The sequence below is a fragment of the Pseudomonas sp. P4_C4 genome (genome assembly GCF_056402055.1).
In genome coordinates this window covers 35,993-49,677 of record NZ_JBFUID010000026.1, presented here as the reverse complement: position 1 = coordinate 49,677, position 13,685 = coordinate 35,993, and the positions used below count along the sequence as shown (strand labels likewise).

Annotated in this window: 15 protein-coding genes, 1 tRNA gene and 1 pseudogene; 10 read left to right on the top strand and 7 right to left on the bottom strand. The window is 58.6% G+C overall.

The window, feature by feature from the left end:
• Nucleotides 1-59: 59 nt before the first annotated feature.
• The 3 genes and pseudogenes from AC1DXW_RS15385 to AC1DXW_RS15375 all read right to left on the bottom strand — a co-directional run bounded on the left by AC1DXW_RS15385 (nucleotide 60) and on the right by AC1DXW_RS15375 (nucleotide 1,235).
• Entirely contained in the window at nucleotides 60-386 is a 327-nt protein-coding gene (locus AC1DXW_RS15385; protein WP_003178899.1) for an Arc family DNA-binding protein, read from the bottom strand.
• Between the two features lie 413 nt (nucleotides 387-799).
• The gene (locus AC1DXW_RS15380; RefSeq protein ID WP_477752847.1) at nucleotides 800-979 is read right to left on the bottom strand and encodes a PA3371 family protein; all 180 of its coding nucleotides are present in this window, start codon (nucleotides 977-979) and stop codon (nucleotides 800-802) included.
• Between the two features lie 23 nt (nucleotides 980-1,002).
• Nucleotides 1,003-1,235, bottom strand: a pseudogene (locus AC1DXW_RS15375) (hypothetical protein).
• Between the two features lie 291 nt (nucleotides 1,236-1,526).
• On the opposite strand from AC1DXW_RS15375, the gene AC1DXW_RS15370 reads away from it, so the two are divergent.
• The 5 genes from AC1DXW_RS15370 to AC1DXW_RS15350 all read left to right on the top strand — a co-directional run bounded on the left by AC1DXW_RS15370 (nucleotide 1,527) and on the right by AC1DXW_RS15350 (nucleotide 7,139).
• Nucleotides 1,527-1,603, top strand: a tRNA-Arg gene (locus AC1DXW_RS15370).
• 340 nt (nucleotides 1,604-1,943) lie between these two features.
• The gene (locus AC1DXW_RS15365; RefSeq protein WP_477752846.1) at nucleotides 1,944-3,548 is read left to right on the top strand and encodes a response regulator; all 1,605 of its coding nucleotides are present in this window, start codon (nucleotides 1,944-1,946) and stop codon (nucleotides 3,546-3,548) included.
• Entirely contained in the window at nucleotides 3,545-4,237 is a 693-nt protein-coding gene (locus AC1DXW_RS15360) for a sensor histidine kinase (RefSeq protein WP_477752845.1), read from the top strand. Before AC1DXW_RS15365 ends, AC1DXW_RS15360 begins: the two co-directional genes overlap by 4 nt.
• A gap of 201 nt (nucleotides 4,238-4,438) precedes the next feature.
• On the top strand, nucleotides 4,439-5,683 hold the full coding sequence (locus AC1DXW_RS15355) for a glutamine synthetase family protein (protein WP_477752855.1): 1,245 nt from the start codon (nucleotides 4,439-4,441) through the stop codon (nucleotides 5,681-5,683).
• Between the two features lie 70 nt (nucleotides 5,684-5,753).
• Nucleotides 5,754-7,139, top strand: coding sequence for an MFS transporter (locus tag AC1DXW_RS15350; RefSeq protein WP_477752844.1), 1,386 nt, complete (start codon nucleotides 5,754-5,756; stop codon nucleotides 7,137-7,139).
• A 64-nt stretch (nucleotides 7,140-7,203) separates the two neighbouring features.
• Here AC1DXW_RS15350 and AC1DXW_RS15345 read toward each other — a convergent pair whose 3' ends face one another.
• From AC1DXW_RS15345 to flgA, 4 genes are all read right to left on the bottom strand, one after another.
• Complete coding sequence (locus tag AC1DXW_RS15345) at nucleotides 7,204-7,950, bottom strand: flagellar brake protein (RefSeq protein ID WP_477760163.1); 747 nt, start codon at nucleotides 7,948-7,950, stop codon at nucleotides 7,204-7,206.
• Nucleotides 7,951-8,042: 92 nt separating this feature from the next.
• On the bottom strand, nucleotides 8,043-8,510 hold the full coding sequence (locus AC1DXW_RS15340) for a flagella synthesis protein FlgN (RefSeq protein ID WP_477752842.1): 468 nt from the start codon (nucleotides 8,508-8,510) through the stop codon (nucleotides 8,043-8,045).
• 48 nt (nucleotides 8,511-8,558) lie between these two features.
• Nucleotides 8,559-8,885 (bottom strand): flagellar biosynthesis anti-sigma factor FlgM, encoded by a 327-nt coding sequence (flgM, locus tag AC1DXW_RS15335; protein ID WP_477752841.1) that lies wholly within the window; start codon nucleotides 8,883-8,885, stop codon nucleotides 8,559-8,561.
• 167 nt (nucleotides 8,886-9,052) lie between these two features.
• Nucleotides 9,053-9,811: a flagellar basal body P-ring formation chaperone FlgA gene (gene flgA / locus AC1DXW_RS15330; protein ID WP_477752840.1), complete on the bottom strand. Its 759-nt coding sequence runs from the start codon at nucleotides 9,809-9,811 to the stop codon at nucleotides 9,053-9,055.
• Nucleotides 9,812-9,894: 83 nt separating this feature from the next.
• On the opposite strand from flgA, the gene AC1DXW_RS15325 reads away from it, so the two are divergent.
• The 5 genes from AC1DXW_RS15325 to flgD all read left to right on the top strand — a co-directional run bounded on the left by AC1DXW_RS15325 (nucleotide 9,895) and on the right by flgD (nucleotide 13,660).
• Nucleotides 9,895-10,827, top strand: a complete 933-nt coding sequence (locus tag AC1DXW_RS15325) for a chemotaxis protein CheV (RefSeq protein ID WP_477752839.1) — start codon at nucleotides 9,895-9,897, stop codon at nucleotides 10,825-10,827.
• A gap of 45 nt (nucleotides 10,828-10,872) precedes the next feature.
• The gene (cheR, locus tag AC1DXW_RS15320; protein WP_414875210.1) at nucleotides 10,873-11,700 is read left to right on the top strand and encodes a protein-glutamate O-methyltransferase CheR; all 828 of its coding nucleotides are present in this window, start codon (nucleotides 10,873-10,875) and stop codon (nucleotides 11,698-11,700) included.
• Between the two features lie 367 nt (nucleotides 11,701-12,067).
• Entirely contained in the window at nucleotides 12,068-12,475 is a 408-nt protein-coding gene (gene flgB, locus AC1DXW_RS15315) for a flagellar basal body rod protein FlgB (protein WP_103397733.1), read from the top strand.
• Between the two features lie 3 nt (nucleotides 12,476-12,478).
• The gene (flgC, locus tag AC1DXW_RS15310) at nucleotides 12,479-12,922 is read left to right on the top strand and encodes a flagellar basal body rod protein FlgC (RefSeq protein WP_007937507.1); all 444 of its coding nucleotides are present in this window, start codon (nucleotides 12,479-12,481) and stop codon (nucleotides 12,920-12,922) included.
• A gap of 15 nt (nucleotides 12,923-12,937) precedes the next feature.
• Complete coding sequence (gene flgD, locus AC1DXW_RS15305; RefSeq protein ID WP_477752838.1) at nucleotides 12,938-13,660, top strand: flagellar hook assembly protein FlgD; 723 nt, start codon at nucleotides 12,938-12,940, stop codon at nucleotides 13,658-13,660.
• Nucleotides 13,661-13,685 lie beyond the last annotated feature (25 nt).

Here is a 13,685-nt window from a genome sequence, read left to right as displayed (position 1 = left end):
GCCCGGATTTCAGGCAAAAAAAAGCCAGCGATCAGGCTGGCTTGAGCTTTCTGGCTGAATCAGGACGCGTCGGCGGCCATTTCAGCGTCATGAGCGATCAGCGAAACCAGGGCGTTCTGCTGTCGGTGGGAAAGTTGGCGGAAGCGCTGCAGCAGCTCGCGTTCGTGCAAGGAAAGCTCTGGGCTGTCCAGGCGCATGCTCAGCTCTTCTCCCAGTGCACCTTCCTGAATAAGACTTTGCTCGAGGCGCGCAATGATTTCGGAGTTCATGCTGCGATGATGATTGCGAGCCACCTCGGCAATGCGTTCACGCATTCCGTCTGGCAGACGTACGACGAACTTGTCAGCCGTACGGCTGGAATAAATTGCCTGTTTCAATGGGCGCATATATTTAACCGGTTAGTTCAGGGGAGCGGTTTCGGGATTGGCCGCAGGATGTCTGGTAGGACAAGCGCTCTGACCAAATGTTCAACCTGAATTGATAGAGGCGCGCATCATGCCCCAAACAAGCCAGATCCTTGGCGTCAATTCTGTGACAAATATTGAACTGTATAAAGGCTTTATGCCAGCACCAATTATCAGAAATGCTGACTGGTTTGAAAAGTTCGACCGGTTCGTATCGCTTAACACATTCTCCACCCGACGAAAGGTTTCTGACGGGCAGCAAAAGCGGACTCGATCCCTGTTCCTTGCCTTTTACAGAATAGTGGCAAATGGCCGATTTACTAGGGAGAGTCGTATGGAGGGGGGGGAATTCAGGATGGATGGCAGGCCTTTGCGCCGGATCTGCCATACCTGGATTAACGCAGGACCGGATCAAACTTGATCTTGCGTCCGGCAATCAGTGCGAGCACGAACAGAGCGCTGAATACACCACAGACAATCAGGGAGAGGGTGACGACCATGTCCTGGGTCAATGACAGATGAAAAATGCCGCTCAACAAGGCGAGGATGAAGAAACTCGCGGCTGGTTTGGACATGCTGTGCTCCTGGTGAGGGTCATTCAAAATACCAGGCGTTCGGCAGACGGAGCCGGTACCAGGATGGTTTCCTGGCTGACCTCCTGACTGACAAAGCCGTGCTGGCCGCTCATTACGGCCAACTGTGGCGCTTTCTGCGGTTGAAGGTAATGTGGCATTCGCTGGGCAACCTGCGTAGCACCGCTCTCGTGGGTAAAATGAAAACCCGGCAAACCGTCAGAGCGATTGAACTCGAGAGTAAAAGGGCGCTGTTCATGAGGCGGCCTCCGTTGATCTGTGAGAACAGTTGAAGTAGCTCGCATGCCAGAGTCTATCGACAATTAAATTCTTTAAAAACAATGGATTAAGATATTTTTGCGAAAGCCGGGTCTTGCATTTTGCAATGATGGCTTTTTGCAGTAATGCAATTTGTACGGTAAACAAGTCCGCGCCTGGCCGAGGCGTCTGCCTACACTTAAAAAGCCCAACGGACGACATGACAAAAGCCGGCCCGGCCGTTAACATGCACGCCGTCCATCGCGCTGCGTTTTCGTCGCGGCCGAATTGTGTCCCAGTAGCTCAATTGGATAGAGCATCCCCCTCCTAAGGGGAAGGTTGGCAGTTCGAACCTGCCCTGGGACACCATCATTTATCAGCACTTTGCTGTCCAGAAAAGCCCCGCCGGAAGATTGATTCCGGCGGGGCTTTTTTGTGCGCGATGTCTCGTTCTCAGTAACGCCTTCACCTATTCAGGGTGAGCGTTGGGGAAGGTTCTCAAGGGAACGCTGTTGCTGGCCGATAACCCGGGCTGTCAGGGACTTGTTCGTCTCTTCCGGTCGGCATGGGGGCTCATTGTCTATGCGAAGGTGTTTGATAGCCTAGTGCCACCCGTTATCATCTGCGCGCCAAAACAAGGGCTGCGAAGTTGAGTCCGTCCGTGTATTTGCCTTTGGGTTCTTCTTCTTAAATTGCCTGGAAATCTTCGATGCTGTCGTATCACCAAAAGCGTTTTCTGATCGTCGATGATTTCTCGGACTTCCGCAGTTCGGTCAGGTCGATGCTGCGCGAACTGGGCGTCAAGGAAGTGGACACTGCCGATACCGGCGAGCAGGCGCTGAAAATGTGCTCGCAGAAGCAATACGACTTCATCCTGCAGGACTTTCACCTGGGTGACGGCAAGAAAAACGGCCAACAGGTGCTCGAAGACCTGATGGAAGAAAAGCTGATCAGCCATGAAGCGGTGTTCGTCATGGTCACCGCCGAAACCAGCCAGGCCATGGTGCTCAGTGCGCTGGAGCACGAGCCCGATGCCTACCTGACCAAGCCGTTCAACCGTTCCAGCCTGGCCCAGCGCCTGGAGCGCCTGGAGCAGCGCAAGACCCTGCTCAAGCCGATCCTGCAGGCCCTTGATCGCGGCAAGCCGATGGAAGTGCTCAACGCCTGCATCGCCCTGTGCAAGCAAGACATCCGCTATTCGCCACTGTGCCTGCGCTATCGCGCCGATGCCCTGCGCGACCTCAATCAGAACGAAGCGCTGGAGCGCCTGTACGACGGCATCATCGCCGACCGCCCATTGCCATGGGCGTTTGCCGGGTTGGGCAAGTTGCTGTTCAAGCGCGGTCAGGTCGCGCAGGCCAAAGGCATTTACGAAAAAGCCCTGAAAGTCTTCCCGATGATGCCGTCGCTGTATGACGGCATGGCGGACGTGCTGGTCGCCGAGGGCGATACCAAGGGTGCACAGCGTGTTCTGGAGGAAGCGATTCGCCTGTCGCCGCTGGCGGTTCGCCGCCAGGCGTTGCTGGGCAAGCTGGCGATGACCAACGAGGATTTCGACACGGCGGCCAAGGCCTATCGCCAGGCTGTGAGCCAGGGTGCGCAGTCACGGTTCAAGGATGCCGAAAGCAATCTTGGCCTGGCCCACGCCTTGATCAGCAAGGGCAGCGAAAGGGGCCTGGACACGCGGACCCGTCTGGAAATCAACACCACGTTGAGCGCCGTGGCCAAGGAAAACCCTTCCGATCCGGGCCTGCAAATCCGCGCGCGCCTGATGAAGGCCACCAGCCTGTTGCTCAACGATGCCGAGACGGCTGACAAGCTCACCGAGCAAGCCTTGTTGCGTCTGGATGGCATGGAGCAATTCATGAGCGCCGAAGCGGCGTTGCTGGTGGCCAAGCAGCTGAAGATACTCGGGCAGACCGAGGCCGGTACCGCGATGCTGAAAAACTGCGTGGAAATCTACGGCGACGATCCTGTGGTCATGAAGGACATCGCCAAGCAGACCGACGACCCGAGCATCCTCAACTCCGGCAACGCCGCCGCTGAACTCAACCGTCAGGGCGTGCGCGTGTACAAGACCGGCAATCTGGTGGAGGCGCGAGCGGTGTTCCGCAAAGCCCTGGCGATGCAGCCGAAGAACATCAGTATCGCCCTGAACCTGGTGCAGTCGTTGTTGCACGGCACCGATACCGGCGTTCCTTCAGCGGAGCTGGAAGAATGCCGGACCTGCCTGAAAATGGTCGGCCTGATGCCCGACTCCGACGCGCGCTATCCGCGTTACCAGAAGCTGAAAAGCAAGGCGTTTGGTCAATGATCGACAATGAGCAGGCACTGGATTTCTCCACGGTGATCGCCTCTACCGTTCACGACATGAAGAACTCGCTGGCCATGCTGATGCAGGCCCACAGCCACTGGCTGGCGCGATTGCCGCAGGCGGCGCAACAGACGCCTGAGCAGGGCGTGATCGACTTCGAGTTCGCCCACCTCAACGGCATGCTGGTGCAGTTGCTGGGGCTGTACAAGCTCGGCGTCAACCAGATGCCGTTGCAGCCGGCCTACCATGAACTGGACGACTTCATCGAAGCGCAACTGGCTTGCCATCAGGAAGTGTTCGCCAGCCGCGGCATCATGGCCACCTATGAAGTGGACCCGCTGAGCCCGTTGGGTTTCTTCGACCGTGAGTTGATCGCGTCGGTATTGGCCAACTGCATCAACAATGCCATCCGCTTTGCACGGCATGCCGTTTTGATCAGCGTCAGCGACGAAGCCGGGCAACTGGTGTTGACCATCAATGACGATGGCCAGGGGTATCCGGCGCAGATGATCGAGCACCAGGCCGATTACGTGCAGGGCATCAATCAAAGCACCGGAAGCACCGGGCTTGGCCTGTACTTTGCCGGACGAATTGCCGCGCTGCATCAACGCAACGGCGTGGGTGGGCGTACCGAAATCAGCAATGGCGGGCCGTTGGGCGGTGGGGTGTTCCGCCTTTACCTGCCCTGACCGGCAGCATATTTATTAACGCTGCTTGAAATTCCGAACACGTGGAGCCTATTTTGTACGGTCGCCGTTCGCGGCCCGCACAATAACAAGGATAGCGTCATGACGACCGTTGGCCTGAGTTCACTCGCGCAGCGATTGACGGGTATTGATCAAGTTGAATGTGTCACGCCGGATTTGAATGGCGTTCCACGGGGCAAGGTGATGACCGCCGAGGGTTTTCTCGACGGTCGACGATTGCAGATGGCGCGGGGCGTGCTGTTGCAATGCATCATGGGCGGATATCCGCCAGCGCGGTTTTACGGCAGCGATGATGGCGACCTGGCGCTGATCCCGGACCCAGCACAAATCCACCGCTTGCCCTGGAGCCATCCACCGCGGGGCTTCGCCATTTGCGACGCGAATGAACTGGGCACCACCACCAGCTCCTGCCTGTCGACCCGTGGTCAGCTCAAGGCCGTGATTGCCCGTTACGCGGCCCGCGGCCTGGCGCCCGTGGTGGCGACCGAGCTTGAGTTCTTCGTTTTTGCGCCTAACACCGACCCGACTCAGTCGTTCCAGCCACCGCTGGGGCTGGATGGTCGTCGCGAGGATGGTCAGTCGGCGTTCAGCGTCAGCTCCAACAATGGGCTGCGCCCCTTCTTCAATGAAGTCTACGAATGTATGGCTGCGTTGGGGCTGCCCCGCGATACGTTCATGCACGAAATGGGCGTCAGCCAGTTCGAGATCAATCTGCTGCATGGCGATCCATTGCTGCTGGCCGACCAGACGTTGCTGTTCAAGCACTTGCTCAAGGAAGTTGCCCTCAAGCACGGCCTGAGCGTGGTGTGCATGGCCAAGCCGCTGGCGCATACGCCGGGCAGTTCGATGCATATTCACCAGAGTGTCGTCGAGATCGATTCGGGGCGAAACGTGTTCAGTGACAAGGCGGGGCGGGAGACGGCAACCTTCCGTCACTTCATTGCCGGACAGCAAGTGTGCATGGCCGACTTCACTGCGTTGTTTGCGCCGAACGTGAACTCCTATCAGCGCTTGTGCCACCCTTACGCCTCACCGAATAATGCCTGCTGGTCCTATGACAACCGGGCAGCCGGCTTGCGCATACCGGCCAGTTTGCCGGTGGCCCGCCGGGTCGAGAACCGCTTGCCGGGCGCTGATGCCAATCCGTATCTGGCGATTGCCGCAAGCCTGGCGGCGGGGTTGCATGGCATCGAGAACGCGTTAGAGCCGAGCGCGCCGATCCAGGGTGAGTTCGAAGTGCCAGACAATCTTTCGTTGCCCTGTACCTTGCATGCGGCACTGGAGCGTCTGAAACGTAGCCAGTTGGCCAAGGAACTGTTCGGCGTGGAATTCATCGAAGGCTACATCGCTTCGAAGACCCTGGAGCTGAGCAGTTTCCATAATGAAATTACTCCCTGGGAACGGCGTGTTTTAGCAGCCCAGGCCTGACGATCCGTCGACATCCGGCTATCGTTTAGCGATAGTCGATTATCACTGCAAGGAGCCGCTCGGAACGCCGATGCGCCAAATCTGGAAATCCTTTCGAGCACTGTATTTCGCCTCGCTGATGATGTTGATCGGTTCAGGCCTGTTGAGTACTTACCTGGGCCTGCGCCTGGCGGCCGACCATGTCGACAGCCTGTGGGTCGGTGCGTTGATGGCCGCCAACTACTTCGGCCTGGTGCTGGGGGGCAAGATCGGTCACCGGTTGATTGCCCGGGTCGGGCATATCCGGGCCTACTCGGCCTGTGCCGGAATCGTCGGCGCGGCGGTGTTGGGTCATGGCCTGATCGACTGGCTGCCGGCCTGGCTGTTCCTGCGGGTGATCGTCGGCCTCGGCATGATGTGCCAGTACATGGTGATCGAGAGCTGGCTGAACGAACAGGCCGAAGCCAAGCAGCGCGGGTTGGTGTTCAGCGGTTACATGATCGCCTCTTACCTGGGCCTGGTGATGGGGCAACTGATTCTGGTCATGCACCCGGCGCTGGGGCTGGAACTGCTGATGCTGGTCGCCCTGTGTTTCGCCCTGTGCCTGGTGCCCGTGGCGCTGACCCGGCGGATCCACCCTGCACCCTTGCATCCGGCGCCCATGGAGCCACGGTTCTTTATCAAGCGTGTGCCGCAATCATTGAGTACGGTGCTCGGGGCAGGGCTGATCGTCGGTTCGTTCTACGGTCTGGCGCCGCTGTATGCCTCGCAGCAAGGATTGTCCACGGAGCAGGTCGGCCTGTTCATGGGTAGCTGTATTTTTGCCGGGTTGCTGGTGCAGTGGCCGTTGGGCTGGTTGTCCGACCGCTACGATCGGGCCGTGTTGATCCGCAGTTTCGCATTCAGCCTGGCCCTGGCTGCACTGCCGCTGGCGATCATGCCGCAGGTGCCGTTGGAGGTTCTGTTTATCGCCGGTTTTGTCTGTTCGCTGGTGCAGTTCTGCCTGTATCCGTTGGCGGTGGCGTTCTCCAATGACCATGTCGAAGGCGATCGCCGGGTATCCCTGACGGCAATGTTGCTGGTGACCTACGGCGTTGGCGCGAGTATCGGGCCGCTGGTGGCAGGCGTGCTGATGAAGCTGTTCGGCAGCCAGATGCTCTATGCCTTCTTCAGTTTCTTTGCGTTGGTGCTGGTATGGCGGATTCGCCCGAAAGCTGTGACCAACCTGCATCAGGTGGAAGATGCGCCGCTGCATCACGTGGCCATGCCGGACAACATGACGAGTTCACCGCTGGTGGCCTGCCTCGACCCGCGTGTTGATGAGCAGGTGGTGCAGGATCAGATGCAAAATCCGGTGAGTACCGGGTCAGAGCCTGAATCAGAACCTGAGGCTGATGTAACCGAGGATGAAACCGATCAGCCACCGCAAGACCCTGATACAGGGCGAGACCCGAACTTCAGCGAGGCCAGGCCTTAAATCAGGGCATAAAAAAACGGGCAGTCACCGCAAGGGACTGCCCGTTTTTTGTTGAAGCGCTCTATCAGAGATCGTCTTTGTCGAAGCGACGCGCTTCGCGTTGCAACTGGTAGACGAAGYGTTCGACCTGACGCTGCACCAGCCCGCTCATGTTATGGAAGCGAACGCCGGCGAAGGTGGTGGAGATTTTTTCTTCGAAGTGCAGATAACGCAACTCGACCGGCGCGGTCATCTTGCCAAAGGGCAGTTCGGCGCTGAAGCGGTCGTAAACCTGACCCAGTTGCAGGCTGCCAGTGATGTCACCGTCGAAACGCAGTTTGCAGCCGGTAGCGGAAATATCCAGCAGCTTGCCGCTGATGGAGGCCTTGAGCTTTTCGCCGTCGAGGTTGACGTTGACCAGTTGTGCCAGCTTCAGTGCCGCACGGAACGCATTACGGCGCTGGTGGTACACCACTTCATCGGGCAGGGTGCCACGATAGCAGCGGCTGCCACCGGATTCGTCGATGTTCAATTGGCCGTTGCTTTCCCAGGCTATGCGTACGCCTTCGTGAAAGCCTTCGACCCTGAACGGCTCGCCCGCCAGCAGGTAGCGCTCGCCGTCACGGGGAATCATTTCGTCCAGGGCAATCATATTGCTGTCACGGTCCAGGTCCACCAGGTAGCTCTGGAAGCGCTGGCTGCGCTCGTGGAACGTAATGATCAGCGGGTCATGGCTTTCGAGCAGCTGGCGCAGGTTGCTGGAGATTTCCAAGGGCGTGGAGAGCACCTTGGGTGGCTGCGGAGCATCATCCACGGATAAGGCATTGGACACGGTTAATCAATCTCCAGACAAAATTTGACTACGGCAGGCTAGCAGTTTGCCAGTATGTTGCGCGTCTTGATAGAGCGGGGGCATTGACCGGTTCATGCCTGACTGAGCGGGCGCGGCTTGGCAAGCTTGGAGAATGTTCCGCTGGCATCGTAAAGCGCCGGGGTTTCACCGCCGGTGAGGATTTTCAGCTGGGTGGCCGTAGCGGCCTGCTGAGTGAGGATCGACTGGCCGTTGTTGGCGTTGATGGCCTGACACTGGGCCAGGAGATTGGTCAGCACGTCACTTTGCGCCAGCAACTGCTCGCCAATGCTCGACTGGCTGGCCAGTTGCTCCAGACCGCCACGGTTGGTCGGCAGGTTGAGGCTGGCGAGGACTTCACTGCGCTTGCGGCCATGCTGTTCGAGCAAAACGACCAATGCCTGTTTCTGCGCCAGGATGTCCTCGAGCAATGGCATGTCGCGGCCATGCAATGCGAGGGATTCGGTCTGCAGTAATTCCAGCAGGTGTTGCGCTGGAGCAAAGTCGTCGGTGATCAGTTGCAGTAAATGAGTGTCGTGCATGGCTGGCCTTGGGTTTTAAGCGTCCAAAAGCCTGGCGCTGGCGGTGGCCTAGCGCTGGGCTTCGAAGTTGAGCAGTTTGCTGGCTACACGGTTGCTGTCGACTTTATAGCTGCCATCGGCAATCGCTGCTTTCAACTCGGCCACGCGGGCGTTGTCGACGGCGGGTTGATCGCGCAGCTTGTCAGTGACCTTCTGCAACTGTTGAGCCTCATCGCTGAGATGTACCGATTCCCCGCTTTTGACGGTACCGGCCTGTTCGGCCGCGGACTCCAGCGGCAAGGATTTGCCGGCTTCGGCGCTTTCCTTGCTGGCGCTGGTACGTGTACTGCCCGTAAGGGACGAGGAGCTGTTCAAACGGCTGAAATCGATGACCATGATAAAAAACCTCTGGGAATTTGGACGCTTGCCATGGTTTCGGCCATTCCCTGGAAAACTTTAGGCCCATTTATCAATGAACCTTGCGCGCGCCAGCGCTTACCGTGCCTGGAACACAGTCTAGGGAACAGCCGCGGCAAGTGCCACATTCCGATGAACTGAGCGCCTTACATGGACACTTCCACCTGCCCCGGCGCCATGACCTGCGCCTTGATGACCCTTTGGGAATTGAGGTTCTTCACCCGAATCTGTTCGCTCAGGCTGCCGTTTGACAGGGCTTCGCCCGGCATGCGCACGCTGAGCGTGCCGCTGCGGGCGGTAATCACCACCTGATCACCCTTGCGGATGACCTCGGCCTGTTCGATATGCACCAGGGTAATCACCTGGTCGGCGACCATTGGTCGGGTCAGTCGCTGCCCGATCGCCTGATCGAGAGAGGTCAGGTAGCCCTGGCTGATGAGGCTGATATCGCGCTCGCGCAGGACCACATCCCCAGGTTCGACAATGGCTGCGCGGCGCAGTGGCCGGGCGCTGGTCACGACATCGCGAAACAGGCGGACTTGAGCGGGTACGAAGACTGTCCAGGGGGAAGCGCCCTCGCAGCGGACCTTGACCGTAACCCGTCCCAACGGCTTGGGACTCTCAAGGGTTGCTGTCAATTCCTTGTCGCACATGGGCATGTGCATACGCGGATCGAGCGGGTTGACCTGGATCTCGTAGCGACCTTCCGTTTGGCTGGTAGCCAGATAGTCTTCTACGGTGAATTCAAGAAAGCCCTGAGTGACGCCGATAAGCATGTCAGGCAAGGTAACCGCGTCAGCAAGGGCAGGGCTGCCAGCGTTGAACAGGCAAACAGCCGCCAGCACGCCGAGCAATTTTCGGCAGGGTGTGGCCAGGCGTCGGAAAAATGTCGGTTCTGTGTTCATAACGATTAAAAAAGCAAGCGCCGTGCCGTTTAGTGATGAAGGCGCGTCGCAACAACACTTGGCGTTGGTGTAGGAGTCTGGGCATGGCTGGTGTAATGGATTCGGTAAACCAGCGCACGCAACTGGTGGGGCAGAATCGCCTTGAGCTGTTGTTGTTCCGTCTCGACGGCCAGCAGCTGTACGGGATCAACGTGTTCAAGGTTCGGGAGGTGCTGCAATGCCCCAAACTGACGCTGATGCCCAAGTCCAGTCCTGTCGTGTGCGGCGTGGCGAACATCCGGGGGGCGACCATTCCGATTCTTGATCTGGCAATGGCGACTGGCTCCGGTGCGTTGAAGGACAAGAACAATCCCTTCGTGATCATCACGGAGTACAACACCAAGACCCAGGGTTTCCTGGTCCGCTCGGTGGAGCGCATCGTCAACATGAACTGGGAGGAGATCCATCCGCCGCCCAAGGGCACCGGGCGCGATCACTACCTGACGGCGGTGACGCGGGTCGACAATCAGTTGGTCGAAATCATCGACGTCGAGAAGGTGCTGGCGGAAGTGGCACCGACGCCGGAAGCGATTTCCGTGGGTGTGGTGGATGTCGAAACCCGGCACAAGGCGCTTTCGTTGCGAGTTCTGACGGTCGATGACTCGTCGGTGGCGCGCAAGCAGGTCACGCGTTGCCTGCAAACGGTCGGCGTCGAAGTGGTGGCGTTGAACGATGGTCGGCAAGCGCTGGATTACCTGCGCAAACTGGTCGACGAGGGCAAGAAACCGGAAGAAGAGTTCCTGATGATGATCTCCGACATCGAGATGCCGGAGATGGACGGGTACACCCTGACGGCGGAAATCCGCAACGACCCGCGCATGCAAAAGCTTCATATCATCCTGCATACTTCGTTGTCGGGGGTATTCAATCAGGCGATGGTCAAGAAGGTCGGTGCCGATGACTTCCTGGCCAAATTCCGTCCTGATGACCTGGCATCCCGGGTAGTCGACCGGATCAAAGCAGCAGATATCAGCTAGGGGTTCGCACCCCAGGCAGTCAACACGATTTAAGAGGCGGCATCATTGTCTACGGGTAATTTGGATTTCGAACAGTTCCGGGTATTCCTGGAAAAAGCCTGTGGCATTTTGCTCGGTGAAAACAAGCAGTACCTGGTCTCCAGCCGTCTCAACAAACTGATGGAACAGCAAGGCATCAAGTCTTTGGGTGAGCTGGTTCAGCGCATGCAGACGCAACCGCGCAGCGGTTTGCGCGAGCAGGTGGTGGATGCCATGACCACCAATGAAACCCTGTGGTTTCGAGACACCTACCCGTTTGAAGTCTTGAAGAACAAGGTCCTGCCCGAAGCGATCAAGGCCAGTCCCGGCCAGCGCCTGCGCATCTGGTCGGCGGCATGCTCGTCGGGCCAGGAACCCTATTCGCTGTCGATGTCCATCGACGAGTTCGAGCGGGTCAACATGGGCCAGTTGAGGATGGGTGTGCAGATCGTTGCCACCGACCTGTCCGGCACCATGCTGAACAACTGCAAGACCGGTGAGTACGACAGCCTGGCCATCGGCCGCGGTCTGTCGCCCGAGCGTCTGCAGCGTTATTTCGACCCGAAAGGACCGGGACGCTGGGTGATCAAGGCGCCGATCAAGAGCCGCGTGGAATTCCGTTCCTTCAACCTGCTGGACAGCTACGCGAGTCTGGGCAAGTTCGACATCGTGTTCTGCCGCAACGTGTTGATCTACTTCTCCGCCGAGGTGAAGAAGGACATCCTGTTGCGCATCCACAGCACGTTGAAGCGGGGCGGTTACCTGTTCCTCGGTGCTTCCGAAGCGCTGAACGGGTTGCCGGATCATTACCAGATGGTCCAGTGCAGCCCGGGGATCATTTACCAGGCGAAGTGATTTCGTTGGTGTTGTCAAAAAACGGGAGTCCTCTGGGGCTCCCGTTTTTTTATGCCTGCTGATTTCTTGCAAACGCTGCTGGCCCCTGTGGGAGCGAGCTTGCTCGCGATAGCGTCCTGACATTCGAGTTCAGCTTTACCTGACACACCGCAATCGCGAGCAAGCTCGCTCCCACAGGGTTCGGTGGTGCCCTGGAACGTGTGCCAGGCGGCAGAAAAGCGGCATGCGGCGGAAAACCGTTGCCGCTTTTCTGGCATTGCCGCGTTGCCATGGCCGGCAAAGCCCCGGTTTCCGGGCTTTTTTGAATTGGCATGGGGCTTGCTAAGTTGATCCTACGAAAAATCAGGTCACCCGAAGGTTTCCCGACATGAGCATCAGCTTCGATAAAGCGCTCGGTATCCACGAACAAGCCCTGGGCTTCCGCGCCCAGCGTGCCGAAGTCCTGGCCAACAACATCGCCAACGCCGATACCCCGAACTACAAGGCTCGGGACCTGGACTTCTCGAAAGTGCTCGCCGAGCAGAACGAGAAAACCAAAAGCGGCACCTTCGCCCTGAACATGACCAACAGCCGTCACATCGAGGCTGAAGGCCTGGGCAATGGCGACGAGTCGTTGCTGTATCGCACGCCGATGCAACCGTCGATCGACCAGAACACCGTGGACGCCCAGCTGGAACAGTCGAACTACGCGCAAAACGCGATCGGCTTCCAGGCCAGCTTCACCCTGCTCAACAGCAAATTCAAAGGGCTGGTATCAGCCCTGCGCGGAGAGTAAGCCATGTCTCTATCCAGTGTTTTCAACATTGCCGGTAGCGGCATGAGTGCGCAGACCACGCGTTTGAACACCGTCGCTTCGAACATCGCCAACGCCGAGACGGTTTCGTCGAGCATCGACCAGACCTACCGCGCGCGTCATCCAGTGTTCGCCACCATGTTCCAGGGCGGCCAGAGCGGCGGCAGCGACTCGCTGTTCCAGAACCAGGATGCCGCCGGTCAGGGCGTGCAGGTGCTGGGTGTGGTCGAAGACCAGAGCAACCTCGAGGCGCGCTACGAGCCGAACCATCCGGCGGCCGATGCCAAGGGCTACGTCTACTACCCGAACGTCAACGTGGTTGAAGAAATGGCCGACATGATTTCTGCGAGCCGTTCGTTCCAGACCAACGCCGAAATGATGAACACCGCCAAGACCATGATGCAGAAGGTCCTGACCCTCGGTCAGTGATAAGGGACGACTCAGATGAGTGTTACCGATTCCACCAGCGGTTTGAGCCTCAACGATATCCTGGCCAATTCCTCGATCAAGACCAACGCCACGACTGACGGCCTCGCGTCGGCAACCGGCAGCGCCACGGGCAACAAGGCCCTGGGCAAGGATGCGTTCCTGCAGTTGCTGGTGACCCAGCTGAAAAACCAGAACCCGCTGGAGCCCCAGGACAATGGCGCGTTCGTGGCCCAGTTGGCGCAGTTCAGCAGCCTGGAAGGCATCACCACGCTCAACAACACCGTGAGCGGCCTGGCCAGCAACTACAACTCGTCCCAGGCCTTGCAGGCGTCGTCGCTGGTGGGCCGTTCGGTCATCGCGCCGGGCGACAAGGCTGTGGTCGATACCACCAAGAGCCTCAGTGGCACGGTGGTGGTTCCGTCTTCGGTGGTGTCCGCCACCCTGAAGATCACCGACGCCGATGGTAAGACCGTGCGCACCATCGACCTCGGTTCGCAGAAGGCCGGCAACGCCAGCTTCATCTGGGACGGCAAGAACGATGCGGGTGAGACGGTACCTGCGGGCACCTACACCTTCGGCGCCACGAGCACGATCGATGGCCAGTCCGTCGCGTTGATCACCAACCTGCCGGCGACCGTCAACAGCGTGACCATCAGCCAGACCGGCGGTGAGTTGATGCTCAATCTGGCCGGGCTGGGCAGCGTTGCCCTGTCCAAAGTACAAACCATTGGTATGTAGAGCCGACTAACACGGCACAAAGGAG

What these genes read in the sequence shown, in the direction of transcription:
- flgD (WP_477752838.1), top strand. Translation starts at nt 12,938, where the DNA reads ATGAGTGTTACCGATTCCACCAGCGGTTTGAGCCTCAACGATATCCTG.
- AC1DXW_RS15360 (WP_477752845.1), top strand. Translation starts at nt 3,545, where the DNA reads ATGATCGACAATGAGCAGGCACTGGATTTCTCCACGGTGATCGCCTCT.
- AC1DXW_RS15365 (WP_477752846.1), top strand. Translation starts at nt 1,944, where the DNA reads ATGCTGTCGTATCACCAAAAGCGTTTTCTGATCGTCGATGATTTCTCG.
- AC1DXW_RS15385 (WP_003178899.1), bottom strand. Translation starts at nt 386, where the DNA reads ATGCGCCCATTGAAACAGGCAATTTATTCCAGCCGTACGGCTGACAAG.
- flgB (WP_103397733.1), top strand. Translation starts at nt 12,068, where the DNA reads ATGAGCATCAGCTTCGATAAAGCGCTCGGTATCCACGAACAAGCCCTG.
- AC1DXW_RS15340 (WP_477752842.1), bottom strand. Translation starts at nt 8,510, where the DNA reads ATGCACGACACTCATTTACTGCAACTGATCACCGACGACTTTGCTCCA.
- flgM (WP_477752841.1), bottom strand. Translation starts at nt 8,885, where the DNA reads ATGGTCATCGATTTCAGCCGTTTGAACAGCTCCTCGTCCCTTACGGGC.
- AC1DXW_RS15325 (WP_477752839.1), top strand. Translation starts at nt 9,895, where the DNA reads ATGGCTGGTGTAATGGATTCGGTAAACCAGCGCACGCAACTGGTGGGG.
- flgA (WP_477752840.1), bottom strand. Translation starts at nt 9,811, where the DNA reads ATGAACACAGAACCGACATTTTTCCGACGCCTGGCCACACCCTGCCGA.
- AC1DXW_RS15355 (WP_477752855.1), top strand. Translation starts at nt 4,439, where the DNA reads ATGACCGCCGAGGGTTTTCTCGACGGTCGACGATTGCAGATGGCGCGG.
- AC1DXW_RS15350 (WP_477752844.1), top strand. Translation starts at nt 5,754, where the DNA reads ATGCGCCAAATCTGGAAATCCTTTCGAGCACTGTATTTCGCCTCGCTG.
- flgC (WP_007937507.1), top strand. Translation starts at nt 12,479, where the DNA reads ATGTCTCTATCCAGTGTTTTCAACATTGCCGGTAGCGGCATGAGTGCG.
- AC1DXW_RS15380 (WP_477752847.1), bottom strand. Translation starts at nt 979, where the DNA reads ATGTCCAAACCAGCCGCGAGTTTCTTCATCCTCGCCTTGTTGAGCGGC.